The sequence below is a fragment of the Bacillus sp. FSL R5-0654 genome (genome assembly GCF_038008745.1).
Lineage (GTDB): Bacteria > Bacillota > Bacilli > Bacillales > Bacillaceae > Bacillus > Bacillus safensis.
The window spans coordinates 219,410-243,844 of the sequence record NZ_JBBOZV010000001.1 but is presented as its reverse complement, the minus strand read 5'-3'; the positions used below and the strand labels follow the sequence as shown (position 1 = coordinate 243,844).

The window sequence follows — 24,435 nt, the reverse complement described above, 5'->3', positions numbered from 1 at the left end:
AAGCGCTTAACAAACAAGAGAGAAGGGATCAGCTTGTTCCAAAAAGATCATGTTTTCACACAAGTAAACGGACGATCAAAGAATGAGATTTTACAATACATTTCCGAGAAAGCTGAAGACCTTCAGATTACAAACGATCAAGCAGGGCTATTAACGGATTTATTGAAACGGGAAGACGAAGTCTCAACAGGACTTCAACAAGGCTTCGCCATTCCACATACAAAAAGCTCCGCTGTAAAAACGGCTTCACTTCTTTTTTTAGAACTTGAACAACCCATTGAATGGGGAAGCTTCGATGATTTGCCCACAAGCTATTTATTTACACTGCTCGTTCCACTAGAAGAAGCAAATGTCACACATCTGAAATTACTGTCAGGTATTGCGACAAGCCTAATGGAACCTGCTTTTATCGAAAAGATTCAACCAGGTCAAACAGCTGATTACTATTACGAAGTCATTGAACAACAATTGAAAGAGGGGATTACACAATGAAAATTGTCGGTGTCACTTCATGTCCAGCAGGGTTAGCTCATACTCCAATGGCAGCCAAAGCGTTAGAAAATGCGGGTAAACAACTCGGACACGAGATCAAAATCGAACAGCAAGGGATTATGGGACAGGTGAACGGCATTACAGCAGAGGAAGCAAAGCAGGCAGACCTCTGCATCATTGCCTCAAATCAGCATATCAACGATGCAGAACGCTTCTCAGGCATTCCCACTGTACGTGTCGAAATCGGACGTGCCTTAAAAAATGCTGAACAAATTATCACCAAAGCCGTAGCACTTGTAGAAAAGAAAAAGTCTGAATCTCAATAAACATGAGCAGTGCCATATAGAAAGGAGCAAAGAAAATGAAAGCAAAATTAAAAGTCATTGAAGGCCATCTCATGACCGGTATTTCTTATATTCTTCCTGTAATCATCGGTGCTTCACTTATCGTTGGTTTAGCAAAATTGGTCGGGTTAGGGTTTGGTGTTTCAGATTTAAACACCTATAAGGATGCTGGCGGCATACTGCACGGTGCTTATTTAATGGAGCAGGTTGGCTGGACAGGCATTGGCTTAATGAACGTCCTGCTCGCTGGATTTATCGCCTATTCCATTGCAGATAAATCAGGTCTTGCGGCTGGTTTTATCGGCGGTGCCCTTGCCAGCTCAACAAATGCCGGATTTATAGGTGCCGTCATTGCAGGCTTCTTCGCAGGATATGTTGCTCTTTTTGTGAAAAGAAAAATTCAAATTCAAGGCTCTGCAGCTGCGCTCGTCCCTCTGCTCATCCTGCCGCTTATTACCGTTGGCTTAACCGGACTTCTTATGTCAGTTCTTCTAGGCGGACCATTAGGCGCTTTGAACACGGCATTAATTGAATGGATTAAAGGCATGGTCGCTGATGGAACAAGCACACTCGCGCTCGCTCTCATTTTAGGTGCGATGATTGGCTTCGATCTTGGCGGACCGGTGAATAAATCAGCGTGGATGGCTGGTAATGCGCTCTTCCTATCAGGCGTCTACCTCCCTGCCATTCTTGTCAATATTGCGATTGTCATTCCACCGCTTGGATACGGGCTTGCGACATTGATTCGAAAACGCAACTTCTCCCCAACCTTTAGAGAAGCAGGACGAGGCGGCCTTGTTATGGGCATTATCGGTATTACGGAAGGGGCGATCCCTTTTACCCTCGTCAATCCTTTGAAATTGATTCCGCTCAATGTTGTCGCATGTGCTGTTGGAAGCGGGGTCGCTGCATTATTAGGAGTTCATGACATCATGCCGCCAATTGGCGGGCTATACGGCTTCTTCTCAGTCGGAAACTGGTGGGCTTATTTAATCGGAGCTCTAACTGGCGCACTCGTCATCGGTATTGGCGCCAACCTGCTTGTGAATTTCTCTGAGAAAAAAGAGCCAAAAACGCCGGAACATGATCAGAAGCAGAAAGAAGAAGACGATTTTGACCTTGTGCTAGAAGGATAATTTGAACGAAGAAAGGTGTCGTTGATCAATGACTGTCAATGTACATGTGATTCCACATACTCACTGGGACCGGGAATGGTATTTCACCACCTCCCGCTCCCGTATTTACTTAATGAAAAGCGTAATGGACATCTTAGATACCCTTGAAACAGATGAAAGGTTCCATTACTTCATGCTCGATGCCCAGGCTTCCTTATTAGATGATTATCTGAAATGGCGGCCAGAGGATGAAAATCGAATCAAAAAGCTTGTCACAGCGAAACGTCTCATCATCGGCCCATGGTATACCCAAACCGACCAGCTCGTCATTTCAGGTGAATCGATTGTGCGGAACCTGCAATATGGGATTGAACGCTGTCAGCAGTTCGGCAACGTGATGAAAGTCGGCTATGTCCCTGATTCCTTCGGTCAATCCGCACAAATGCCTCAAATTTATCGCGGATTCGGCATTGTCGATACAGCATTTTGGCGCGGCGTTTCTGACCATATGACGAACCATACTGAATTCAATTGGCGCGGTGCTGACGGCAGTGAAGTCTTTGCTGTGAATCTGCCATTCGGCTACTACTACGGTGGAAATATCCCTGAGAAGGATGAGGACTTACAAGCCTTTTTATCTGAAAAAATCGGTGCACTGCAAGCAAAGGCAACCACAAAGAATGTCTATTTCCCGAATGGCTTTGACCAAGCACCGATTCGCAAAAACCTGCCTGACTTATTAGAAAAAGCCAATGAACTTGACGAGCATCACTATGAAATCAGCAGTTTAGAAGATTATATTGCAGCAGTGAAAAAAGAGCGGACATCTTTTGAGACATTACACGGAGAGCTCATTCATGCGAAGCATATGCGGATTCATAAATCTATTTTTTCAACACGAGCGGATTTAAAAATCTTAAACAATCAAATTGAAAACTATCTCGTGAATGTGATGGAGCCCATCCTAACGATCAGCTATTCTCTCGGACACGACTATCCGCATGATACGGTTCGCGATATTTGGTACCTCATGTTTGAAAATGCAGCACATGACAGCATTGGCGGCTGTAATAGTGACACGACGAATCAAGATGTCTTCTTCCGCTACAAGCAGGCAAAGGAAATCGCCGAGAATCTTGTGGACTTACACATGCGTCTCATCGCTATTCGACTGCAAACAGAGCAAGAAATCACATTCACCTTGTTCAATACCCTGCCTTCAAAGCGTTCTGAAGTCATTGAAGTCGAAACCTTTATCACGGAACGTCCATTTACGTTAAAGGATGCTAATGGAAGAACGCTTCAGTACACAGTGAAAAGCAAAACCGATGTCACAGATTATGTGCTGGCACAGCAAATTTCTCTTAACCCAAGTAAAGAAGTGTACATGCCAAAGCAAGTATGGAAAGCTGTGCTGCTGATCGAAGCCCTCGACTTACCGTCAGTTGGTTATACACAGGTCAGCATGGTCTTCGATGAATCAAGCGAATCGGCATGGGAACAAACTGAAGGACGCGTGATTGAAAATATGTATTACCGCATTGCGGCAAATGACAACGGATCACTGGACATCACAGATAAACAAACTGGCCGGACATTCTCTGAGCAAATGATCTTTGAAGACAACGGAGATGATGGGGATTCCTACAACTATTCACCCCCTCGTGAGGACTTGTATGTGTCATCCAAGGATCTTTCATCAGCAGACATCTCAGTGGCTAAAAGCGGCCTGCAGCAAGAGCTGACCATCAAGCTTCAGCTCACTGTCCCTTACGACCTAGAGGAGCGCTCTAAGCAATTGGCTGCGACTTCACTTCCGATCACAGCGAAGATAGCATTAAACAAAGACGATGCTGTCATCCGTTTTCATGTAGATGTGGACAACCATGCGTTAGATCATCGCCTGCGCGTTCTTTTTGATACAGGCATCGCATCAAACGTATCACTGAGCGATCAACAGTTTGGTACAATCGAACGCCCAACAGAGCTGACGCAAGAGCTAGAATGGTGGAACAATGAACATTGGGAAGAAAAACCGATCACCATTGAACCGATGCAATCATTTGTCGCACTTCGTGATGAAGCATATGGTGCCGCTCTGTTGACCGACTGCGTGAGAGAATATCAGATCACAGGAGAAGGCTATACAACGATTGCATATACACTCTTCCGCTGCTTCGGAAAAATGGGGAAAGAAAACCTTCTTTATCGTCCAGGACGCGCATCTGGGGAAAAAATTGTTGATACACCTGACGCTCAGCTGCAAGGTGCACTGTCATTCTCATTTGGAATGCACTATAGCAAGGACGCAGTCAGCGAGGGACACTTAGCACAGCTTGCCAAACGGTACACCACCCCTGTTCAATGCTACGAGCGGGCAGACTTTTTAAACGGTCGTTTAATTTTCTCTTTCCGAGATGAAAAAGAAGACTTACAATCTACTTATAGCCTGCTTGACATCGAGACAGATGGAGCCATTCTAAGCGCTCTGAAAAAAGAAGAGCATGGAACAGGCATTGTCATTCGTCTCTTCAATCCATATTTAACGCGTCAAACAGCCGCTTCAATCAATAGTTCATCTCTACAACACGGAGAAACAGCGAATTTAGGAGAAACACCTGAAGGACATATACTCAAAGCACAACATGGATCATTACACATTGAACCGCTTACACCTTGTCAGGTACAAACCTACATTGTAAAGAAAAAATGAACATGTAGGGGCGGGATCCATTGGATTCCGCCCCTCTTTAATGGAGGGCATTGATCATGCGAATTGGAGGCATTGAAGCAGGCGGAACGAAATTTGTCTGCGGCTACGGAACAACAGACGGAACGATTGAACACATGACTTCCTTTGCAACAGGGAATCCAGTTGAAACATGCCGGCAAGTGATCGATTACTTTACAAAGCATCGTGTCGATGCCATTGGAATTGGGGCATTCGGGCCTGTCGATGTGAAAGAGCAAAGCCTAAGCTATGGGACGATTTTAGACACACCAAAAACAGCCTGGCGCCAATTCCCTTTCCTCTCTACCTTAAAACAAGCCCTCGGGATCCCGATGAAGCTTGATACCGATGTGAACTGTGCAGCACTCGGAGAAGCCCGTTTTTCAACTGAAGCAGAAAAGCCTGCCTCCTTGGTCTATATTACTGTTGGGACTGGAATAGGCGGCGGTGCCTATATTGAACATCGCCTGATTCACGGATTGCTGCATCCAGAAATGGGTCATATCACCGTTCAGCGGCATCCTCATGACACCTACGGAGGCTGCTGCCCTATACATCATGACTGTTTAGAGGGACTGGCATCTGGACCTGCCATAGAAGGACGCTATCATACACTGGCACAAATGCTGCCAGAGGATCATCCAGCCTGGTCACTTCATGCTTACTATCTCGGGCAAATGACTGCTAACCTGCTGCTCACCCTTTCACCAGAACGCATCATTCTAGGTGGAGGAGTAATGAAACAGCCGGCTATGCTGCCGCTTATTCTTGATGAAACAGACAAACGGCTTCACGGCTATTTGCAGCTGCCAAAGCCTTTACATGAAATTATCACAAAACCATCCTTTGATGGATTATCTGGTTTAATGGGCACCATCGCTCTTGGAACTGATGCCTTACAGGCGCAAGGAGCCGCGCAATGATGATGACGGCAGATCCTCGAACCTATCAGCTGATTCAGCGGCTATTTGAAACGAAGGGGTTCGTGAAGCTGGAGGAGCTCACTGCCTCTTTTCGCTTATCTGACCGCTCTATCCGCAATTTAATCAAGGAAGCAAATGAGTATTTAAAGGAAACTGGGGCCATGATTAAAACGATTCGCGGGAAGGGATATACTCTTTTAACGAGTGACCAAGATGCTTTCTTACTTTGGCTTCATCAGCAAAAGCTTCCTGCCCGCTCTCTTGTCCCCGTCATGCCAGAAGAGCGTGTACGATTTATGATGAGAAAGCTGCTGCTTCAATCAGATTACTTAAAAATTGACCAGCTGGCTGAAGAACTGTTTATCAGCCGCATGACGGTCAGCAGCGATTTAAAAAAAGGACGAGAGCTGTTAGCCCGTTACGGCATGACCCTTGTATCAAAGCCTGGATTTGGCTTAAAGATTGAAGGAGATGAGCTGCAAAAAAGAACGTGCTATGCAGACTTACTTCTTGAAGAAGAGCCTGCTCTCTCTCATATCACCGAGCGGGAACAGCTCCATTTTCCTGACATTTCTCTTGAAACCATTCGATCTATTGTGTTGACGAACCTGCATCAAGAGTCATTGCTCATTAAAGACATTGCCTTAAAAAATTTAGTCATTCACTTAGCCATTGCGATTCAGCAAACACGAAAAAACCAGCGGATATCCGCTAGTACTGCCCGTACACAAAGATCACCCGTTTTAATGAGAATTGCACAAAAAATCATACAGCAGGTGAGTGACACTTTTTGTGTGACCTTATCAGAGGATGAAACAGATTACTTAGTCATGCATCTATTGGCGAATCAAACGTGGAAAGAAGCCGCCCAGCATCAGACGACAGTGGAAGTTCAGCAGGCGGTTACAGTCTTTCTACAGCACATTGAAAAAATAAGCGGTCATCGTTTTGCTGATGACAGCATCCTGCAGCAAGACTTGTTGCTTCATATGAAGCCGTTATTAAATCGCATCCAATATGGCGTATCATTACAAAATCCGCTTTTGCATGAGATCAAAACGTCCTATCCTTACCCGTTTGATTTGGCTGTCAGCGGGCTGAATGCCTTACAGCTGGTGCGGACGCCAAATGAAGATGAAGCGGCATATGTTGCCCTGCATATCGCTGCTTCATTTGAAAGAAGTCAGCTCGACACATCGCAAAAAAAGAAAGCGATTATCGTGTGCGGGTCTGGACTAGGGACGGCCAGACTGCTTGAAATTAAATTGAAGTCAGCCTTTCAGCACGAGCTTGACATTGTTGAGCTCTATTCCTATCAGGATTATCTCATGAGCTCCTCTTTGCCGTGTGACGTCATCATCACAACCGTGCCTCTCACATCAAAGGGGAAACCAGTCATTCAGGTCAGCGCCTTTTTTGAACATCATGATATACAGCGTGTAAATGAAGTCATTCATTTATTAAATGGACACGGGGCACCCTCAAAAGAGCTGATGGCGTTTTTTCAAGAGCGATTGACTTTCATGAATGCTGATCTAAGCAGCAAGGATGAGGTATTAGATATATTATGCAGCCATTTAGAGGCGCATCAGCTAGTATCGTCTTCTTTTCGGCCCTCGGTGCTTGAGCGGGAGCAAATGTCGTCTACCTATCTTGGCAGCGGCATTGCAATGCCGCACCCGCTCATCACAAATGAAGGCACCTCCTCTGTAGCCATCGCACACTTAATACAGCCGATTGACTGGCAGGGAGACCAAGTATCACTTGTCTTTTTATTAGCGATTCATAAGGATGACGCTGCCTGCATGAACCAATTCTTTGAACAGGCCGTCGATTTACTAGACAATCCAGACCGCATTCGCGCCCTCAAGCAAGCCAACACGTTTGATGAGCTGATGGATGCGTTGTTTCAATAAGATCAAACAAAAGGCCGCCCAATTCATGAGGCGACCTTTTTATTTAGATATATATCATTAATCGTAGATGACATTTTTTCCTTCTTCACTTAATTTTTTTAAGGAGCTCAGCATATGATTGATTTCTTCATCGGAATGTCTTTCCCAAGAACCTAATTCTGCGACTATTTTCAACGGAGATTTCGATCGATAAGAACGTGTTGGGTTGCCGGGAAATCTTTTATCAGTCACATTTGGATCATTTTCAAACTCGCCTAACGGTTCTACAATATAAATTCTTTCTTTCGCATCAGACCTAGCTAATTCAGCACCCCATTTGGCCGCGTTTAGTGTTCCGGTGAAATAAATATGGTTCGATTTTTTATCCTGATAATTGGATAAATGCAGCGGTTCAAGCAGATCTCCAATCTTCAATTCCGCTTTTGTCCCATGAAAAAATGGCCCGGGATCTAACACCTGTTTCTTGTCATTCATACAGCCACACCCCTCATCGTTTTTGACTTGCGTATAACAGTATACGGCTAGATATGGGCGAGAAACAGTCTATAAATTTCATTAAATTCGGGGTATAATGATAGTAGAGAGTTAGATGTGAACGGCCATAAGTACTGTAAATAAAAACGGAAATTTCGCATTCACACCAACAATGACGAAAACAAGAATACCTTCCACGGCTGACAGCGTCACAATCAATCCATGGTTCATTGGATATTCCTTCGCAATTAATTTCTGTCCTATATAATTCAAACCATAAAAAATCAAAAACAATGTGAAGAACATAAAAAAAATCGTCATCATATAAACAACCCCTTTCTGATAATGGATTTTTATCCAATTTTTACAATATATCATCAGACTATCATGTTAGAACAACTCGAACAATATGATCTTTCCAATAAAATGAACAAAAAAAAAGCCAGCCACCCGCATAAGGTGATTGGCTTTTTCATATGTTATTTCCCGATGTTGTCTCCATTTTGCTGAATCAAGGTTTCATACCAATAAGAGCTTTTTTTGCGAATTCTTTTGAGGTCTTTTAGGTCAAATTCGTCGCGATTGACGTAGATGAACCCGTAGCGCTTGGAGCATCCTTGGTGTGTGCTGATTAAGTCGATGGCTGACCACGGGCAGTATCCGAATACCTCAACGCCGTCTGTGATTGCCCATTTGATTTGCTCGATATGTTTTTCTAAATAATCAATTCGATAATCATCCTGAATTGATCCATCTTCTTCTAACTTGTCGAATGCACCCAATCCGTTTTCCGTGATGATAAGCGGCAGCTGATAGCGGTCATAAATCTCGCGCATCGTTGAACGGAAGCCGACAGGGTCAATCTCCCAGCCAAACGCATTTTTGCTTAAGAATGGGTTGTTGCCGCCTTTGTAGACGCCATCTTCACCTGATTTCAAATGCTGATCTCCGCCGCGTGCAAATTCGTCGTTGCCATCTCCTTTACTCGCTTCAACCGTTTGTGAGGTGTAGTAGTTAAAGGCAATGAAGTCTGGCTTCGCGCTTTTCAAAATATCCATATCTCCCTCTTCGATGACAGGAAGAATGCCTTTTTCTTTCATGTACGCCCAAGCCAGGTTGTTATAACGCCCGAACACCGCCATATCAAGATAAAGCCAGTTGCGGATCGCATTGTAATTCGCCGCAGCAAGCACATCTTCAGGCTTTGGAGAAGCCGGATAAATGAGCGCAATGTTTGGCGCTGGTCCAATTTTCGCTTCAGGCAGCATTTGATGACAAAGCGTCATGGCTTTTGCCTGTGCAACAAGCATATGATGATTCTGCTGATACAGTTCTTTTTTCGGATTTTCTAAATTTGGATCAAGTGTACCTAGCGCTGATCCATGTAAGATCATCATGTTTTGTTCATTAATGGTCAGCCAATATTTTACCTTCTGACCATACTCCTTGAATAGCACCTCTGCATAGCGTTCAAACGCATCCACTGTCCCGCGGTTAGACCACCCGCCCTTTACTTGAAGCGCATGAGGCAGATCAAAATGATACATTGTCACGATTGGTTCAATGCCATAGCGGCGCAATTCATCGATGAGTGAATGATAGAATTCAATCCCCTTTTGATTGATCTCCCCATCTCCATCTGGAATGATCCGTGTCCACGCAATGGAAAAGCGATAAGCCTTCAAGCCCATTTCCGCAAACATCTTCACATCCTCTTTATAACGGTGATAGTGATCGCTTGCCACTTTAAAATCCGTTGTCCCTTCAGGATAACTTGCTCTCATGTCAATGACAGAAGGCCCCTTGCCATCCTCGTTCCACGCACCCTCTACCTGATAGGCGGAAGTAGATCCGCCCCAGAAAAAGTCTTTTGGAAATGATGCTAGTGTTGAATATCTCATGATTTCTTCCTCCTTTTGATTAAACTAGATGTAAAAATGATTGGCCTGGTGTGATTTGTTTCTCTTCTGTTTCAATGATATCGCTAAACTCACCTGAATTGGTAATAATAACGGGTGTTGTGACTGACAGGCCTGAAGCTTGGATGGCTTCTATGTCAAACTCAGCAAGCAGTTCGCCTTCTGTGATAGTTTGCCCCTGAACAACCTTCGGGGTAAAATGCTTTCCGCCTAATTGTACGGTATCCAATCCGATGTGAATGAGTACCTCTGCTCCGCTTTCTGAGGTTAGACCATACGCATGTCCAGTTGGGAACACCGTTGTCACAACTCCTGATACTGGTGCAAACAGCTTTCCTTCTGATGGAATGATGGCTGCGCCCTTTCCTAATGCACCAGATGAGAATGCTTTATCCTGCACTTCCTCCAGCTTGATGACCTCGCCCTTTAAAGGACTTTTCACATGAGCTGCTTTGACCCCATGTTCGTTTTCAATTACCGGTGCAGAAGCGGCTGCCGGCGTTTCATCTTCATCTACTGGATCTTTAAATCCAATCAAATAAGTTAAGATGATCGAAAGGACAAACGAGACCGAGATACCGATGATGAACCCTGTAAATCCTTGACCGTAGAAAATCGGCAGTGTCAGTAAACTTGGAAGGCCTGACGCAATTGCAATACTTTGTGAATAACCGATAATCGCACCGCCGACCCCAGCAGAGATAACGGCTGCAATAAATGGTTTTTTCAAACGAAGTGTGACCCCGTATACAGCTGGCTCTGTGATCCCAAACACAGCAGAAACTGCTGTTGATCCAGCCAGTGATTTCAGTTTTTTATTCTTTGTTTTCAGCATAACACCGATGGAAGCACCGGCTTGTGAAAATACAGCTGGCGCAGTGGCCGGCTTGATATGATCTTTCCCATGGACTGCGATATTATTTAAAATCACTGGCACAAGTCCCCAGTGGATACCGAAGATGACAAGAATCTGCCAAGCCATCGCAATTAAAGCACCTGCAAGTGTAGGACTAAAGGAGAATACTTTCAGCAAAACAGCTGCAATGCCATTCCCTGCATACACACCAAATGGTCCGAATACGATGAGTGTCAGCGGAACAACCGTGACAAGCAAAATCAGTGGAGTAATAAAGTTTTTGACACTTTCATGAATAACTTTGTTAAAGAAACGTTCGATATATCCCATGACAAACACTGCCAAAATGATTGGGATGACCGTAGATGTATAAGACATTAAGACGACTGGAATCCCGAAGAATGTCACATCTCCGCCGCCTTTTGACAATTCTTGAATGGTTGGGTAAATCAGTGCACCTGCTATCGTCACAGCGACAAACGGATTCGCTTTAAACTTCCTAGCAGAAGTGAATGCGAGCAATAATGGCAAGAAGTAGAACAAGCTGTCTGACGCAGCAAATAAAATTTGATACGATGTATCTTCAGGAGATAACCATTTCGCGTTGATACAGATGCCTAATAGACCTTTTAAAATACCTGCACCCGCCATGACACCGAGAAGTGGTGTGAAAATCCCCGATACAATGTCGACGAATTTCCCGAAAAGGCTTGTGCTCTCTTCACCTGATTTTGCAGATGAAGCAGTGGAATCCTCTAATAGATTCGTAAACTCTCCAATTTCTCGATATACCTCTGGTACGGTATTGCCAATGACCACTTGAAATTGGCCGCCGCTTTCCATAACGGTAACGACGCCATTTAATTTTTCAATGGCCGCTTTATCTGCTTTTGATCTGTCATTTAAGGTGAAACGAAGCCTTGTGGCGCAATGCACCAATGAATGGACGTTTTTCTCTGTACCAATGTGTTTAATAATGTCTTCTGCTAATTGACGATAACTCATGCAAAAACCCCCTTTTTTTCAAAAAATACGTTTTTGGGCAAAATAAAAACCTAAACGGGCACCAAAAATAGTCGCAGCTTGCTGTTGCGCTTTTTCAGTGAACGTTTAGGTTTTGCCTGCCGAACAGTCACAATCCTCTAAGACGATCATTGTGAAACCGTATTCTTTTATGTTTATGAGCAAATAGTACCACTCACCTTTTCTCATGTCAACGCTTTCTTTTAAAATCTATCTTTATTTTTCTCGTTTGATCAGTCGATTCAAGTGAATTGATAGATACAGCATCTCCTCTGATGTGAGATCCCGGTGATAGGTTTGATAGACATATTCAGCGATTTTCTTTGCGCAATCGTATGCTTTCGGATATTTCACTTTGATCAGCTGATATAAGTCCTGATCTTCGCTGACAAGCAATGTTTCGTTAATCAGACGCTGGACGAAAAAGCGCAAATGCGTGAGAAAACGGTAAAAGTTAAGCGAGTCTTCATCAAATTCCATGTTGAGATGATATTTCACAATGGTGAGAATGGCATTGACTTCCTTTGTGATATTGACCGTCGTATTCATATCCTCATTGAGCTCTGCATTTATGATATGCATGGCAATAAAGCCCGCTTCATCCTCAGGCAGTTCAATATGAAGACGCTCTTCAATCATCTCAAGACAGTCCTTTGCCACAAGAAATTCATCTTTGTATAAGCGTTTAATCTCCCAAATAAGCGAATTCTCAATCAGATGATTTTTCTTCAGCCGTTCGATGGCGTAATGAATATGGTCTGCCAGCGATACATGCAGACTTTCGTTTAATCTTCGGTTCAGCTTTGTATGTGCATATTGGATCATTTCTTCGGTCACCTTGACCACATCATACGGAACCTCTTGAAGCAGCATTTTCATCCGCTCGTGAACGGAATGATCCTCTAGGCGGAAGACTTTATCAATTAACGATTCGTCCACCGGGTCCCCGGGACGTCGCTGGAAAGCGATGCCTCTGCCCATGACAACGATTTCTTTTCCATGTTCATCTATGACACTAATGACATTATTGTTTAGAACCTTTTGAATCTGCATTTCCAAACACCTCCGTCTATGACCAACAACTTTACTCAAAATATGCTCTCATCTTAACACAATTGTCAAATCACTTGATATTTTTATCTGACTTTAGCAATAGTTCTCATCAATAGTCAACCTCTTCATTGCTGGTCTGATCGTGCATCAGCCTGCATACAATACTCCTGAGGAGGTGGCCTTCTGTGAAAGCTTTTTTCTGGTCTGCATCATTTTTATTCTTGCTCATGTTCACCCTCATCATCCTAGGCATCGTGTTCTGGCTGAGTGGACAAGGCTTAGGCCAGCTTTGGAGATATGTGCTCATTTCACTTGTCACAGCGGCCGTTTTGCGCGGCGTTACCACTTGGCTGAAACGGCATGTGATGCACCTTTCATCCAAATAAAAACGGCTGCCCCGAGTGTTCAGGCAGCCGTTTCTTTATTCTTTGGTTGCTGCAGCTTCTTTCTGAGAAGCACGCAGCTCATCATTGATTTTTTTCGCATTCTCTAAAAACTCTGTTTCATATCCACTTTTGAGTGCCCACATATAAAATAGCAGAGCTACCACTGTAATCAGTGCCATGTCCCAGCCATAATGAATGATGTTATAACCGCCAAATTTGTCACTGCCAAGACAGGAAATCGTCATCATGACAAGCAGGTACACAACCATCCAAGCACCCGCCTTAAAGTTGCGGCCGAAGCCTTTCCACTTCGCTTTTGCTTGATAGTAAAAATAGATAGGGAGACCGATGAGAATAATGAACAGCACCTGACCTGTTAACGGCCATCTTGCCCAATACAGTGTCAATGAGGCAAAGACAAAACCGAGAGGAGCAATGATGCTGAGTCCTTTTATTCGAAGCGGACGATATAAATCTGTCCCTGTCTTTCTCAGCGTCATGACTGTCACTGGTCCCGTCAGATACGAAATAAGTGTTGCGACAGAGATAATTTCAGCAAGTACACCCCAGCCTCTAAATAAAAACAGAAAAATAAACGATACGGCTAAGTTAAAAAACATTGCTGGACGAGGCACGCCGTAAATAGGGTGCAGACGGCCAAGCACACTTGGCATGTATTTGTTTTTTTCCATTCCATAAATCATACGAGACGTCGTTGCGGTATACGTAATTCCTGTACCAGAAGGTGACACAAACGCATCCGCATATAAAATCAGAACAAGCCAGTTAATCCCAAGCGCAATGGCAAGGTCCGCAAATGGCGAGTTGAAATTCAAATGACCCCATCCGTTCACAATCATAGATGGATCAACAGCACCGATAAAGGCGACTTGTAAAAGGACATAAATCACAGTTGCAATGAAAATCGATCCGACAATGGCAATTGGAATCGACCGGCCTGGATTTTTTGCCTCACCGGCCATATTAATCGGGCTTTGGAAGCCATTGAAGGCAAACACAATCCCAGATGTCGCAACAGCTGTCAGCACACTCGCCCAGCCGTTAGGGGCAATACTTGTTCCAGAAGTAAAATTCTCACTATGAAAACCTACGAATAAGAGCGCACCAATTGTTAATCCTGGAATGACAATTTTAAATACGGTAATGAATGTATTTGCTTTTGAAAATAACCCAACTGTCCAATAATTAAGCAGAAAGTAAATCACAAGAAGCACACTGGCAACCATAAGACCTTCTGTCGTCAATACCCCTTTTGTGACCAAATGGGATGTCCACTTTGCCCACTCCCAAGGCCAAGAGCTCATGTACTGGACGGAAGCAACCGCCTCAACTGGTATCACGGAGACAATGGCGATCCAGTTCGCCCAAGCTGCAATAAACCCAATAAAAGATCCGTGTGAATATTGCGTATATTTCACCATTCCGCCTGCCTCAGGAAACATCGATCCGAGTTCACTATAAGACAAAGCGATAAATAAAATCACAACCATCCCAATCAACCAGGATAAAATAGCAGCAGGACCGGCGATTTGAGCTGCACGCCAAGCACCGAAGAGCCATCCTGAACCAATGATTGAGCCAAGACCTACCATCATTAAAGCGAAAGTTCCCATCCTACGATGCAAATGATTCATGTTCATAACACCTTTCGATTAAAATACAGAGCATGTGTCAAGCAAGCGTCTTTCTTTCAAAGCAGCTCACTGTTCATTTTACTGGCAAATATTTCTTCTAATGAACCTTTACCTTTGTTCATTTTTTCGCCTGTTATATTATCTCTCAATTCTTCATTTTCTGAAATAGTCGAACATGCTTATTTCAAAAGAAAGCGCTTTTTCACCTGTTCAATCTATTAGACTGAATAACTACCTTTACCCTTATTTTGAAAAAAACAAAACAAAAAAGATAGAGGAAATGACTTCCTCTATCTTCTAACCCCCGTCATGTATAGAAAAAAAGGATAGAGGGGATTCCCTCTACCCTTGTGATATCGCTTGTTCTTTTTCAATGACAGCTAGTCTTTCTTGTACTTCTTCTTCAGATAAATTGTGCTGTTTCACATACAGATTCCGTTCGCTTGTGCGGCATTCATGACTGCAGCTGCGCATATACTTATGCTCACTCTCTTCAGTGGCAATCATCTTACGGTTACATGCAGGGTTCGCACAGTTCACATAACGCTCGCAAGGCTCACCAGTGAAGAAATCTTTTCCGACAACCACATGCTCTGTTTGATTCACTGGTACTGTTAAGCGATTATCAAACACATAGCATTGACCGTCCCATAGCTTCCCTTGCACTTCTGGGTCTTTTCCGTAAGTGACAATTCCGCCGTCAAGCTGAGAGACATCTTCAAAGCCTTCACGCTTTAACCAGCCTGAGAATTTCTCACAGCGTACACCGCCTGTGCAATAAGTCAGGATTTTTTTCCCTTCAAGAATCTCTTTATTGTCACGAATCCACTCAGGTAATTCACGGAATGTCTCAATATCAGGACGGACTGCCCCTCTAAAGTGACCAACATCAAACTCGTAATCATTACGGGCGTCAATCACAACCGTATCAGGTGATTGCATTTGCTCGTAAAATTCGACCGGGCTAAGATGTTTCCCCGTTAATTCTAACGGATTCACGTCATCCTCAAGGCTGAGGTTCACGAGTTCCTTCCGGTGGCGGACGTGCATTTTCTTAAACGCATGTCCATCTGCTTCGTCAATTTTGATCGGCATAGACGCAAAGCGCGGATCTTCTTTTAACGCTTGCATGTACTTGTCCGTTTGCTCAATGGTTCCAGAAACCGTTCCGTTCAAGCCTTCTGCTGATACGAGGATACGGCCTAACAAACCAAGCTCCTTACAGAATGCTAAATGCTCTGCTGTAAACGTCTCTGGGTCCTCAATGGGGACATATTGATAGTAAAGTAAAACGCGATATTGTTTTTCCATCTATATAAACACCTCTTAAATTTAATCAAAACATACCATTCTTTATCATACAGGAAATACATACCTAAAGGCAATGTCGGCGGCTCAATTCCATAAAACGGAAGGGCCTTTCTTCTCATATTTATTTGACAGAACTTTCTGTTAAATGAGATGATTTATGAATGATATGATGTAGTAAAGGAGCAATGATCATGATCCAGCCAGAAGATATTGTCAGAAGCGGTCCTAACCAATTTATTTCTCAAAAGGGAATATATCATGAACTAGATTCCCTTGTATCTGCTTTTCAGTCACCTGCTGTGGTGACAGGATATGATTCATACCAAGCTTTTTCACAATACACAAAGCTGCCGCCCGAGTGGCCTGTCATTCAGCACAAAGGATACAGTTCACCCAATGCGGTCACATGGATCGCAGAAGAGCTTAACGGGTCAGATGTGATTATCGGTATCGGAGGCGGTACGATTTTAGATACCGCAAAATCAGTTGCAGATGCTCTTCAAATCGAAGTTATCATGGTACCAACGATTCCCGGCACATGTGCTGCCTCTACACCACTCAGCGTCATTTATGATGATAAGGGCAATTTCATGAGAGTCGATTATCATAAACGATCAAGCTACCTCACTGTAATTGATCATACTTTTTTGCTTTCCTCTCCTCTTCCCTACCTTCAAAGCGGAATTGGTGATACGCTGGCAAAATGGTATGAAGCGGAAGCGATTATTCGTAACACAAAAAATGCCTTGCCGCTCATGGTGCATGCTGCACTAAAGCAGGCGGTATATGTACGAGACATTCTTCTTTCTCATAGTGAAGAAGCGGTCAACAGCTTAAAAACAGGTCAGCTTTCACAAGCATTTGCAGATGTGACAGATACGATTATTATGTTAGCCGGAACAGTCGGAGGCTATGGGGGGCGTTATGGAAGAATGGCAGGAGCCCATGCCGTTCATAATGGATTGACATTTATTGAAGAAACGCATCATGTGTTACATGGACAAAAAGTGGCTTATGGCATCCTTGTCCAGCTTGCCGCAGAAAACCGAATGTCCGAGGTAGAGGAATTACTTGAACTCTACCAAACACTCGGATTACCTAAAAATATGCGCGATCTTGGTATTACAACTCAGCTGGACGAGGCGGCATTTACAGTGGCAAACCATGCTGCACGTAAAGATGAAACCTTTTGTTTGATTGGAGACTATGCTAAAGAAAAGATTATCGACGCCATTCAAATCATTGAGACCTTTCAATCTCAAAAAATGTCTACACATGAAGGCAAATAAAAAGCACAGGCATCGCACATGTGCTTTTCTTTCGATTAAAAATCAAAGTTATCTGGATCTGGACCTGTTCGCTCATCTTCATTGAGCTGATCAATGACACCCATCTCACGTGCGGACAGCTCGAAATCGAAGACTTGTGTGTTTTCGATGATTCGGCTCTTTGTCACAGATTTTGGAATGGTGATAATGCCATGCTGCAAGTCCCAGCGAAGGATCACTTGCGCTACTGACTTGTCATGTTTTTTCGCGATATCCTGAAGAACAGGATGGTTTAGAAGCTTCCCGCTTCCTAATGGCGACCACGCCTCAACATGAATACCTTTCGATTTGCAGTAGTCTCGTAAAGGCTCCTGCGTCAGCTTCGGATGCAGCTCGATTTGATTCACCATTGGCACAACTTCTGCCTCTTCCAATAAATCCTCTAAATGATGCTGATGGAAATTACACACTCCGATCGCTCGAACGCGTCCATCCTTATATAGTTTCTCTAGCGCTTTCCATGTTTCTTTATATTTGCCTTCAACTGGCCAATGAATTAAATAAAGGTCTAATACATCTAGCCCCAGCTTGTCCATACTTGTTTCAAAGGCTTCGAGTGTTGATTCATAGCCTTGATCATTATTCCAGACCTTTGTCGTAATGAATAGATCATCGCGAGAGATGCCTGATTGCTGAATGGCTTTGCCTACCCCTTCTTCATTTTGATAGGCGGCTGCTGTATCAATGCTGCGGTAGCCCGCTTCAAGAGCGTCTTTGACGGCATTTACAGCCTCATCCCCATCTTTTACCTGCCATACACCAAAGCCTAGCTTCGGCATTTTTACTCCGTTTGCTAATGTGACTGTATCTGTTAATCCACTCATCAAACAAACCTCCGCTTCCTTTTTACTTACCAAGCACTATACCCGAATTTTCGATTGATCATGCATGACATTCTGACTGAGTTATTTGATATATTTTCCCATATCAACTTGATTGGCGTCAACGATTTGATATTCGCTGATCCGATTTTTTGTTTTAGAACCATCATATGTTTCTAAATAAGCTTGATCGTAAAAGATGAATCCGTATGTCGCTTTGCCATCCTCTAACACCCTGATCCAATAAGACTCTTTTGTGTCTTTTTTAGAGTCATTCACCTTCTTTAATTTCATACCTGAAAATTCCTTCAGCAGCTTTTGAATATCCTCTTTCTTTTCAACCATAACACGCTCATTATCATGCTCAATTTGAATCGAAGTCACCTTGTTCTGATCAATTGAGGCCACATCATCAAAAGAGTATGTTTTTGCATTGATTATAAAATAAATACCAATTCCTAATAAAATAATGACGACTAAACCAATCATCCACTTTTTCAACCTAACTCCTCCTTCTATTCACACCACACCTATAAAAACAACGAAGTCCAATCATCATCCTCAGAGAAAACCTGAATTCCGTGCTGTTTAAGCAAGGCGGATGTCACACCATCCCCAGCTTTTGTCCCCCCGTTAAAATCTCCGCGATAAATCATCCGGCTGCCGCAGGAAGGGCTGTACTCTTTTAACACAACCGCCGTCGCTTTCAGAGACTGAACCTGTTCCAGCGCGGCCTTCGCGCCTTTTACATACATCTCCGTGACATCATTTCCATGTACATCAATCACGGAGGCGAGGCCCTGTAATACATCATGTCCGTCTCCGCCAATGATTTCTGCGGGAGGTCTTGGCGTGGAAAGACCGCCAAGCAGCTCAGGACAAACTGTGACCGCCTTTCCCTCCTGAACAAGCTCCTCAATTCGCTGATCTAATCGATGGCTGCCATTATAACGAACCTTCAACCCAGCAAGACAAGCACTGACGACAATCATGTATGTTCCTCACTTTTTTTGCTGACTTTAAAATAAATACATACAGGCAAGAAACATATCGTATTCACCAAAAAGGGCAGAGCACAATACAAAGCAGCAGCCCAAATTGATCCTTCAACTCCTGTGATGCCAAAAAAGTAAACAAATAATAGCACGCTGACAAACAATCCCACGAATGGCATGATGAATGCGTATTTTTTATAATTTTCTATCATTTCTTTCTCCAATGAGGCTCCCTCCCTTTCATCATGGTCATGAATAACGTCAATATATGTTAATTTTACCATAAAAAAAACCGAAATCATCTCCTTTTGTACGATGGTTTCGGTTTTTTATCTATATCTTTTCTTTCCAAGCTTTTAAGAAACGCTCAATCACTTGTAATTCATCTTCATGAAACTGCTGAAGAAATTCTAAATAGGACGTGACTGCATTTTCATGTAACTCATCATGCAGCGCCGCCAATTGCTTGCCTTCCTCTGTCAAAGAATAATAGACAGATTTCTTATCACCTTGCCGGTGGCAATAATCCACCATGCCTTTTTCAATTAGTTTTTTCACAGCCTTTGTAATAGCTGGCTTTGATAGTTTTAGTTGTTGAGATAGAAATGTATTATTTGATTCGTTTGGATTGGCTTGAATCATCGATAAAATGTGAAGCTGTGTGAGTGTCCATTCTTGTTTGAGTGTATCAGTCGTGGTAATCAGTGGATCTGTTGGATCATTCCGTCTCTTTTCCCTATGCATAATCAGATCTTGAATCGCTTTTAATACAATCTGCTCTTTTGTTTCCATCTGAACCTCCACTCTTAACTGGTTAATAAAATGGTACTAATAATGAAGAAAGGAGTCAAAAGAAATGTCGATGTGAGTAAAATAATAGGACATCAGACCTGAAAATTGCATATGCACTTTTATACTAGATTCCCCTCATCCTGTCACATGCTATAATCATGGGGATGTCATCCAATTTATCATAATGAAAAGGTGATCTAAATGAAACCTGAACAACAAATGGCCATTCACCAGTTAGAAGAAAAGATACATCTGTTTTCATCTGCTGTGAACGGAGCCTTCCTTGCATCGGACGATTTCGTTCTATCAAATACTCATATATCGACTGACACGTTCAATTTGCTCTTACCGACATCAGCTCAAATCCAAGATCCAAAAAAAGTGAAAATGGCCATTGAACACATGCGGTCACAGAAACTCATCTTCAGCACATGGATCGATCACCGCTTACTCCATCCTGATTGGACTGATTTATTAAAGGAATATCAGCTTCAAGAGGTCGAACGCAATACCATCATGATGCTTGAGCATACAGGTGACATTGATCCAGTCACATCCTCATCACTTACAATCAAGGAAGTTCTTGATGAGCAGACACTCTTTGATTACAAACATATCTTTATTGAACTATTCAAAGGATCGACTGAGGCCGCCGCCTTAGAAGACTATTTCCAGCGTTTTTCGATTGAAGCATTACACTCAAAAGCTCGCATGTTTGTGGGATACGAACACCGTAAGCCGGTCACAACAGGCTTATTATTCGAGACAAACGACAGCTACGGTATTTATGATGTCATAACAAAGGCAGAACACCGCGGAAAAGGACTTGGCAGTGACATGTTCCATTACCTTCTAACCCAGACAGAGAATAAACAAAAATGTGTCATCTTACAAGCATCAGCGGACGGCAAAAATATTTACCAACGTGCCGGCTTCCAACCAATCGGCGAAATGGTCGTTTTTGACTAGAAAGGTACTTTCCCTTTGAAATGAACATAAAAAAGCTGCCTAAAGATAGGCAGCTATTCAGCATGATGCTGACGATCCATATAAAGCGGCGGTCTCTTCAGCGAAATCACCGCACAGCTAAAGGCAATCAGTACAAACACAGCACCGAATTTAGCCAGATCAACAGATGAACCGGTCATCGTAAACATGACTCCGCCAACCGCTGATCCAATCGAAATGCCGATTTGCAAGGCCGATGTATTTAAGCTCTGCTGAATATCCGATGTGACAGGATCTGTTTGAATCAAATAACTCTGCAAAGCAGGCGTCAGTGCCCAGCTGAGCGCACCCCAAAGGACAACCATGACCATAAAGAGCACGAACACCCCCGCTGTATAAGGAATGGTAAACATAACAACCGCAAACGCGATTGTCACAAGCAAAATGGCTTTCCCTGAACCCAGTTTGTCACTCAGCCAGCCGCCAAATCCATTCCCGCCTATCGACGCAAGTCCGAAGATCAAATAACAAATACTAATCCAAAACGGGGTCATATGCAGAACTTCCATCAGAAATGGAGTGAAATAAGAATAAAGCATATAATGGCCTGCAAGCATAAACAAACTGATCAAGTGTGCACTAAAAATTTTCGGATGCCCTAAAGAACGAATCTGCTCTCTAAGAGGCGTCACTTTTTCAACAGGCATTTTTTCTAATAGAAAATAGATCAGCACCATCGATATGGCAGAAAGAATACTGATTCCTAAAAACATCACTCTCCAGCCAAAGCTTTCTGTAATAAAAATACCGATCGGTACACCGAGAACAAGTGAAGAACTAATTCCTATAAAAATCAGCCCTAAAGCCTTTGCACGATGCGCTGGTTCCACCAATTTGGCAGTGATCGTCAAAGATAATACCACCACAAGCGCTGTACTCATCGCAATCAACACCCTTGATATCATGACAAGGGCAAAGGTCGAACTAAAATAAGTGAACACATTCCCTAATGTAAACACCAATAACGCGATTAAATAAAGGCGCTTTCGTTCGATTTTGGCTGTAGCGGTCAGCAGCACGGGTGCTGAAATGGCATACACAATCGCAAATACCGTAATGAGCTGTCCGGCTGTTGCAAGAGACACATTCAAATCCTCTGCAAGACTTGGCAGAATGCCCCCGACCACAAGCTCAACTAATCCAACTGCAAAAGTAGAAACGGCTAATAAATATACTCTCCAGTTCATGTCTAACATCCCTTCTGTATATCATCGCTTTCACTTTTGATACAGGGTGCAGACAAACAAAAAAACCCTGATTACAAAAAAGGAAAGCGCGCTTTTGTAATCAGGATTTATCGGATCCTGGTAGAAACCCTCAAACCATATTATTGAGGTTATACAAGTCTATTTTTTTCTTCAAATATATTAGCATAGCCTTTCATAACTCGCAAGCTGTAAAAATAGAAAAATACTGCCATTCCGTTACCTAAACAAAAGGCGCCGTAAAAGGAATCAGAACAGCTTGCTTTCTCCTCCATTTACAGGTAAACTGATGAAAAATCAACGAACGAGGATCAACGTAGATCTGGAATAGTAGCTTGAATCGATCTTTAACAGAGAGGGAACGGTGCTGAGAAGTTCCTACTGACATCTTCAAGTGAACCTGCCGATTTAGTTCTGTTTCATACAGCGGTTCATACCGTTATCATGATTGAGTGTAAAGCTGTGCTTTAAATTAGGGTGGTACCACCAGGAATGGTCCCTAACTTAAAGTACAGCTTTTTTGTTTTAAAAAAGGAGGAACCTGCAATGTCAAAGAAACAATTTGTTGAGAAAATTACAAGCATGGAAGACGACTTTGCCCAGTGGTATACAGATGTTGTCACAAAGGCGCGGCTCGTCGATTATTCAAGCGTGAGAGGCAGTATGATCATTCAGCCGTACGGCTTTAAAATCTGGGAGAATATTCGCGACGAACTTGACCGCCAGATTAAAGAAACGGGTCATGAGAATGTCTATATGCCGCTCTTTATCCCAGAGAGCCTGCTTCAGCAGGAAAAAGATCATATCGAAGGATTTGCTCCTGAAGTGGCGTGGGTAACACATGGCGGTGAATCCGAATTACAAGAAAGGCTCTGCGTCAGACCGACCTCTGAAGTGCTGTTCGCTGAGCATTACAAAAACATTATTCATTCCTACCGCGATTTACCGAAGCTATATAACCAATGGGCCAATGTCGTCCGCTGGGAAAAGACAACACGTCCCTTCCTCAGAACCCTTGAATTCCTATGGCAGGAAGGGCACACGTGCCATGAGACTGAGCAAGAAGCGATTGAAGAAACAGAAAGAATGCTTCACATTTACGCTTCTCTTTGCGAAGATCTCCTTGCCATTCCTGTCATTAAAGGGAGAAAAACAGAGAAGGAAAAATTCGCCGGCGCTCGCTTCACCTATACGGTTGAAAGCTTGATGCATGATGGAAAAGCGCTGCAAACTGCCACTTCTCATTTCTTCGGGAACGGATTTGCCAAAGCATTTGGCATCGAATTCTTAAACCGTGAAGGAAAACTAGAGCATGTCCAGCAAACCTCTTGGGGTTTCACAACAAGAATCATTGGCGCGATGATCATGGTTCATGGCGATGACAGAGGGCTCGTCCTCCCGCCAAATATTGCGCCAACCCAAGTGCGTATCGTGCCAATTGCTTCTCATAAAGAAGGGGTGCTGGATCATGCCTACGAATTGAAGGATCGCCTCGCCCGCATCGCACGCGCTGACATCGATGCAAGCGATAAACAGCCAGGCTGGAAATTCAACGAGTGTGAAATGCAGGGTATTCCGCTACGTGTAGAAGTAGGACCAAAGGACATCGAAAAAGGACAGGTGATGCTTGCAAGACGAGACACTGGTGAAAAGCAAGCTGTCACATTAGATGCACTTGAACAAACGATCACAGCAACGCTTGAAGACATCCAGCGGACGATGTACGAAAAAGCGAAAGAACGATTACACGAAAAGACATCACACGCCCACACAATCGAAGACATCGAGCAAATTCTTGCGGAAGAAAACCGATTGATTAAAGCCATGTGGTGTGGTGATGAAGCCTGTGAAAACGACATTAAAGAAGGAACAGGCGCGACCTCACGCTGTATCCCATTTGAACAGGAAACCATTTCCGAAACATGTGTCTGCTGCGGCAAGCCTGCATCTGATATGGTGTTCTGGGCGAAAGCCTATTAAGAATATGAACGATAAAGAAGCATCTCTCACGATGCTTCTTTTTTTGTTAAAAAGACCCAAACACCCATTGACCTCACCTGCATGATCCCCTATAATTCATATTAATAT

General features: G+C 43.4%; 23 protein-coding genes, 1 riboswitch and 1 other annotated feature. Of the genes, 10 read left to right on the top strand and 13 right to left on the bottom strand.

All coding sequences use genetic code 11. The annotated features are described in order from the left end of the window. The first annotated feature begins 33 nt into the window (after positions 1–33). The 6 genes from NSS76_RS01375 to NSS76_RS01350 are packed head-to-tail and all read left to right on the top strand — an operon-like array spanning position 34 to position 7,521. Positions 34–492, top strand: coding sequence for a PTS sugar transporter subunit IIA (locus NSS76_RS01375; RefSeq protein WP_213404993.1), 459 nt, complete (start codon positions 34–36; stop codon positions 490–492). Next, positions 489–818 carry a PTS fructose transporter subunit IIB gene (locus tag NSS76_RS01370; RefSeq protein ID WP_007498438.1) on the top strand — a complete coding sequence of 110 codons (330 nt, stop codon included), beginning with the start codon at positions 489–491 and terminating at the stop codon, positions 816–818. The genes NSS76_RS01375 and NSS76_RS01370 overlap by 4 nt, the downstream gene beginning before the upstream one ends. A 35-nt stretch (positions 819–853) precedes the next feature. Further along, positions 854–1,972 carry a PTS fructose transporter subunit IIC gene (locus NSS76_RS01365; RefSeq protein WP_213404967.1) on the top strand — a complete coding sequence of 373 codons (1,119 nt, stop codon included), beginning with the start codon at positions 854–856 and terminating at the stop codon, positions 1,970–1,972. A gap of 28 nt (positions 1,973–2,000) precedes the next feature. Continuing rightward, complete coding sequence (gene mngB, locus NSS76_RS01360; RefSeq protein WP_341080157.1) at positions 2,001–4,664, top strand: mannosylglycerate hydrolase; 2,664 nt, start codon at positions 2,001–2,003, stop codon at positions 4,662–4,664. Positions 4,665–4,720: 56 nt separating this feature from the next. Beyond that, positions 4,721–5,605, top strand: a complete 885-nt coding sequence (locus tag NSS76_RS01355; RefSeq protein WP_341080155.1) for an ROK family protein — start codon at positions 4,721–4,723, stop codon at positions 5,603–5,605. Then, positions 5,602–7,521 carry a BglG family transcription antiterminator gene (locus tag NSS76_RS01350; protein ID WP_044333467.1) on the top strand — a complete coding sequence of 640 codons (1,920 nt, stop codon included), beginning with the start codon at positions 5,602–5,604 and terminating at the stop codon, positions 7,519–7,521. Before NSS76_RS01355 ends, NSS76_RS01350 begins: the two co-directional genes overlap by 4 nt. Positions 7,522–7,578: 57 nt before the next feature. Here NSS76_RS01350 and arr read toward each other — a convergent pair whose 3' ends face one another. The 5 genes from arr to licT all read right to left on the bottom strand — a co-directional run bounded on the left by arr (position 7,579) and on the right by licT (position 12,846). Further along, on the bottom strand, positions 7,579–7,995 hold the full coding sequence (gene arr, locus NSS76_RS01345; protein ID WP_044333465.1) for an NAD(+)--rifampin ADP-ribosyltransferase: 417 nt from the start codon (positions 7,993–7,995) through the stop codon (positions 7,579–7,581). Between the two features lie 111 nt (positions 7,996–8,106). Further along, positions 8,107–8,319, bottom strand: a complete 213-nt coding sequence (locus tag NSS76_RS01340) for a hypothetical protein (RefSeq protein WP_044333463.1) — start codon at positions 8,317–8,319, stop codon at positions 8,107–8,109. A gap of 155 nt (positions 8,320–8,474) precedes the next feature. Next, positions 8,475–9,896 carry a glycoside hydrolase family 1 protein gene (locus NSS76_RS01335; RefSeq protein ID WP_125587561.1) on the bottom strand — a complete coding sequence of 474 codons (1,422 nt, stop codon included), beginning with the start codon at positions 9,894–9,896 and terminating at the stop codon, positions 8,475–8,477. Between the two features lie 19 nt (positions 9,897–9,915). Further along, the gene (locus tag NSS76_RS01330) at positions 9,916–11,775 is read right to left on the bottom strand and encodes a beta-glucoside-specific PTS transporter subunit IIABC (protein WP_024424408.1); all 1,860 of its coding nucleotides are present in this window, start codon (positions 11,773–11,775) and stop codon (positions 9,916–9,918) included. 234 nt (positions 11,776–12,009) lie between these two features. Then, complete coding sequence (gene licT, locus NSS76_RS01325) at positions 12,010–12,846, bottom strand: BglG family transcription antiterminator LicT (protein ID WP_024424409.1); 837 nt, start codon at positions 12,844–12,846, stop codon at positions 12,010–12,012. Positions 12,847–13,031: 185 nt separating this feature from the next. Between licT and NSS76_RS01320 the strand changes: the two genes are divergently transcribed. Next, positions 13,032–13,232, top strand: coding sequence for a hypothetical protein (locus tag NSS76_RS01320; RefSeq protein ID WP_024424410.1), 201 nt, complete (start codon positions 13,032–13,034; stop codon positions 13,230–13,232). Between the two features lie 35 nt (positions 13,233–13,267). On the opposite strand, the gene NSS76_RS01315 is transcribed toward NSS76_RS01320, so the two are convergent. Beyond that, a complete protein-coding gene (locus NSS76_RS01315) occupies positions 13,268–14,887 on the bottom strand; it encodes an APC family permease (protein ID WP_024424411.1) in 1,620 nt (539 codons plus the stop codon). A gap of 342 nt (positions 14,888–15,229) precedes the next feature. After that, on the bottom strand, positions 15,230–16,198 hold the full coding sequence (gene trhO, locus NSS76_RS01310) for an oxygen-dependent tRNA uridine(34) hydroxylase TrhO (protein WP_024424412.1): 969 nt from the start codon (positions 16,196–16,198) through the stop codon (positions 15,230–15,232). Between the two features lie 191 nt (positions 16,199–16,389). On the opposite strand from trhO, the gene NSS76_RS01305 reads away from it, so the two are divergent. Then, positions 16,390–17,487: an iron-containing alcohol dehydrogenase family protein gene (locus tag NSS76_RS01305; RefSeq protein WP_080708034.1), complete on the top strand. Its 1,098-nt coding sequence runs from the start codon at positions 16,390–16,392 to the stop codon at positions 17,485–17,487. A 35-nt stretch (positions 17,488–17,522) separates the two neighbouring features. Here the strand turns inward: NSS76_RS01305 and NSS76_RS01300 are convergent, their stop codons facing one another. From NSS76_RS01300 to NSS76_RS01280, 5 genes are all read right to left on the bottom strand, one after another. Further along, the gene (locus NSS76_RS01300; RefSeq protein WP_024424414.1) at positions 17,523–18,350 is read right to left on the bottom strand and encodes an aldo/keto reductase; all 828 of its coding nucleotides are present in this window, start codon (positions 18,348–18,350) and stop codon (positions 17,523–17,525) included. 81 nt (positions 18,351–18,431) lie between these two features. Further along, positions 18,432–18,848 (bottom strand): DUF5301 domain-containing protein, encoded by a 417-nt coding sequence (locus tag NSS76_RS01295; RefSeq protein ID WP_103132638.1) that lies wholly within the window; start codon positions 18,846–18,848, stop codon positions 18,432–18,434. 29 nt (positions 18,849–18,877) lie between these two features. Then, positions 18,878–19,339 carry a DUF523 domain-containing protein gene (locus tag NSS76_RS01290; protein ID WP_213404964.1) on the bottom strand — a complete coding sequence of 154 codons (462 nt, stop codon included), beginning with the start codon at positions 19,337–19,339 and terminating at the stop codon, positions 18,878–18,880. Next, positions 19,336–19,566 (bottom strand): hypothetical protein, encoded by a 231-nt coding sequence (locus NSS76_RS01285; RefSeq protein WP_213404963.1) that lies wholly within the window; start codon positions 19,564–19,566, stop codon positions 19,336–19,338. The genes NSS76_RS01290 and NSS76_RS01285 overlap by 4 nt, the downstream gene beginning before the upstream one ends. 109 nt (positions 19,567–19,675) lie before the next feature. Continuing rightward, the gene (locus NSS76_RS01280) at positions 19,676–20,134 is read right to left on the bottom strand and encodes a MarR family transcriptional regulator (RefSeq protein WP_041106150.1); all 459 of its coding nucleotides are present in this window, start codon (positions 20,132–20,134) and stop codon (positions 19,676–19,678) included. 201 nt (positions 20,135–20,335) lie between these two features. Here NSS76_RS01280 and NSS76_RS01275 point away from each other — a divergent pair, with 201 nt between their 5' ends. Next, positions 20,336–21,103, top strand: a complete 768-nt coding sequence (locus NSS76_RS01275) for a GNAT family N-acetyltransferase (RefSeq protein ID WP_341080135.1) — start codon at positions 20,336–20,338, stop codon at positions 21,101–21,103. Between the two features lie 53 nt (positions 21,104–21,156). Here the strand turns inward: NSS76_RS01275 and NSS76_RS01270 are convergent, their stop codons facing one another. Further along, positions 21,157–22,329 carry an MFS transporter gene (locus NSS76_RS01270; RefSeq protein WP_151040764.1) on the bottom strand — a complete coding sequence of 391 codons (1,173 nt, stop codon included), beginning with the start codon at positions 22,327–22,329 and terminating at the stop codon, positions 21,157–21,159. Between the two features lie 77 nt (positions 22,330–22,406). Continuing rightward, positions 22,407–22,506, bottom strand: a riboswitch (purine riboswitch). A 149-nt stretch (positions 22,507–22,655) separates the two neighbouring features. Continuing rightward, positions 22,656–22,851 (top strand) — a binding site (T-box leader). Between the two features lie 42 nt (positions 22,852–22,893). On the opposite strand from NSS76_RS01270, the gene proS reads away from it, so the two are divergent. Continuing rightward, on the top strand, positions 22,894–24,327 hold the full coding sequence (gene proS / locus NSS76_RS01265) for a proline--tRNA ligase (protein ID WP_341080132.1): 1,434 nt from the start codon (positions 22,894–22,896) through the stop codon (positions 24,325–24,327). Positions 24,328–24,435 lie beyond the last annotated feature (108 nt).

Excerpts from the sequence above, each read along its gene's own strand:
- NSS76_RS01350 (WP_044333467.1), top strand. The coding sequence starts at position 5,602 with ATGATGATGACGGCAGATCCTCGAACCTATCAGCTGATTCAGCGGCTA.
- licT (WP_024424409.1), bottom strand. The coding sequence starts at position 12,846 with ATGCAGATTCAAAAGGTTCTAAACAATAATGTCATTAGTGTCATAGAT.
- mngB (WP_341080157.1), top strand. The coding sequence starts at position 2,001 with ATGACTGTCAATGTACATGTGATTCCACATACTCACTGGGACCGGGAA.
- NSS76_RS01340 (WP_044333463.1), bottom strand. The coding sequence starts at position 8,319 with ATGATGACGATTTTTTTTATGTTCTTCACATTGTTTTTGATTTTTTAT.
- NSS76_RS01280 (WP_041106150.1), bottom strand. The coding sequence starts at position 20,134 with ATGGAAACAAAAGAGCAGATTGTATTAAAAGCGATTCAAGATCTGATT.
- NSS76_RS01370 (WP_007498438.1), top strand. The coding sequence starts at position 489 with ATGAAAATTGTCGGTGTCACTTCATGTCCAGCAGGGTTAGCTCATACT.
- NSS76_RS01355 (WP_341080155.1), top strand. The coding sequence starts at position 4,721 with ATGCGAATTGGAGGCATTGAAGCAGGCGGAACGAAATTTGTCTGCGGC.
- NSS76_RS01270 (WP_151040764.1), bottom strand. The coding sequence starts at position 22,329 with ATGAACTGGAGAGTATATTTATTAGCCGTTTCTACTTTTGCAGTTGGA.
- NSS76_RS01330 (WP_024424408.1), bottom strand. The coding sequence starts at position 11,775 with ATGAGTTATCGTCAATTAGCAGAAGACATTATTAAACACATTGGTACA.
- NSS76_RS01290 (WP_213404964.1), bottom strand. The coding sequence starts at position 19,339 with ATGATTGTCGTCAGTGCTTGTCTTGCTGGGTTGAAGGTTCGTTATAAT.
- NSS76_RS01305 (WP_080708034.1), top strand. The coding sequence starts at position 16,390 with ATGATCCAGCCAGAAGATATTGTCAGAAGCGGTCCTAACCAATTTATT.
- NSS76_RS01335 (WP_125587561.1), bottom strand. The coding sequence starts at position 9,896 with ATGAGATATTCAACACTAGCATCATTTCCAAAAGACTTTTTCTGGGGC.
- NSS76_RS01315 (WP_024424411.1), bottom strand. The coding sequence starts at position 14,887 with ATGAATCATTTGCATCGTAGGATGGGAACTTTCGCTTTAATGATGGTA.
- arr (WP_044333465.1), bottom strand. The coding sequence starts at position 7,995 with ATGAATGACAAGAAACAGGTGTTAGATCCCGGGCCATTTTTTCATGGG.
- trhO (WP_024424412.1), bottom strand. The coding sequence starts at position 16,198 with ATGGAAAAACAATATCGCGTTTTACTTTACTATCAATATGTCCCCATT.
- NSS76_RS01275 (WP_341080135.1), top strand. The coding sequence starts at position 20,336 with ATGAAACCTGAACAACAAATGGCCATTCACCAGTTAGAAGAAAAGATA.
- proS (WP_341080132.1), top strand. The coding sequence starts at position 22,894 with ATGTCAAAGAAACAATTTGTTGAGAAAATTACAAGCATGGAAGACGAC.
- NSS76_RS01365 (WP_213404967.1), top strand. The coding sequence starts at position 854 with ATGAAAGCAAAATTAAAAGTCATTGAAGGCCATCTCATGACCGGTATT.
- NSS76_RS01300 (WP_024424414.1), bottom strand. The coding sequence starts at position 18,350 with ATGAGTGGATTAACAGATACAGTCACATTAGCAAACGGAGTAAAAATG.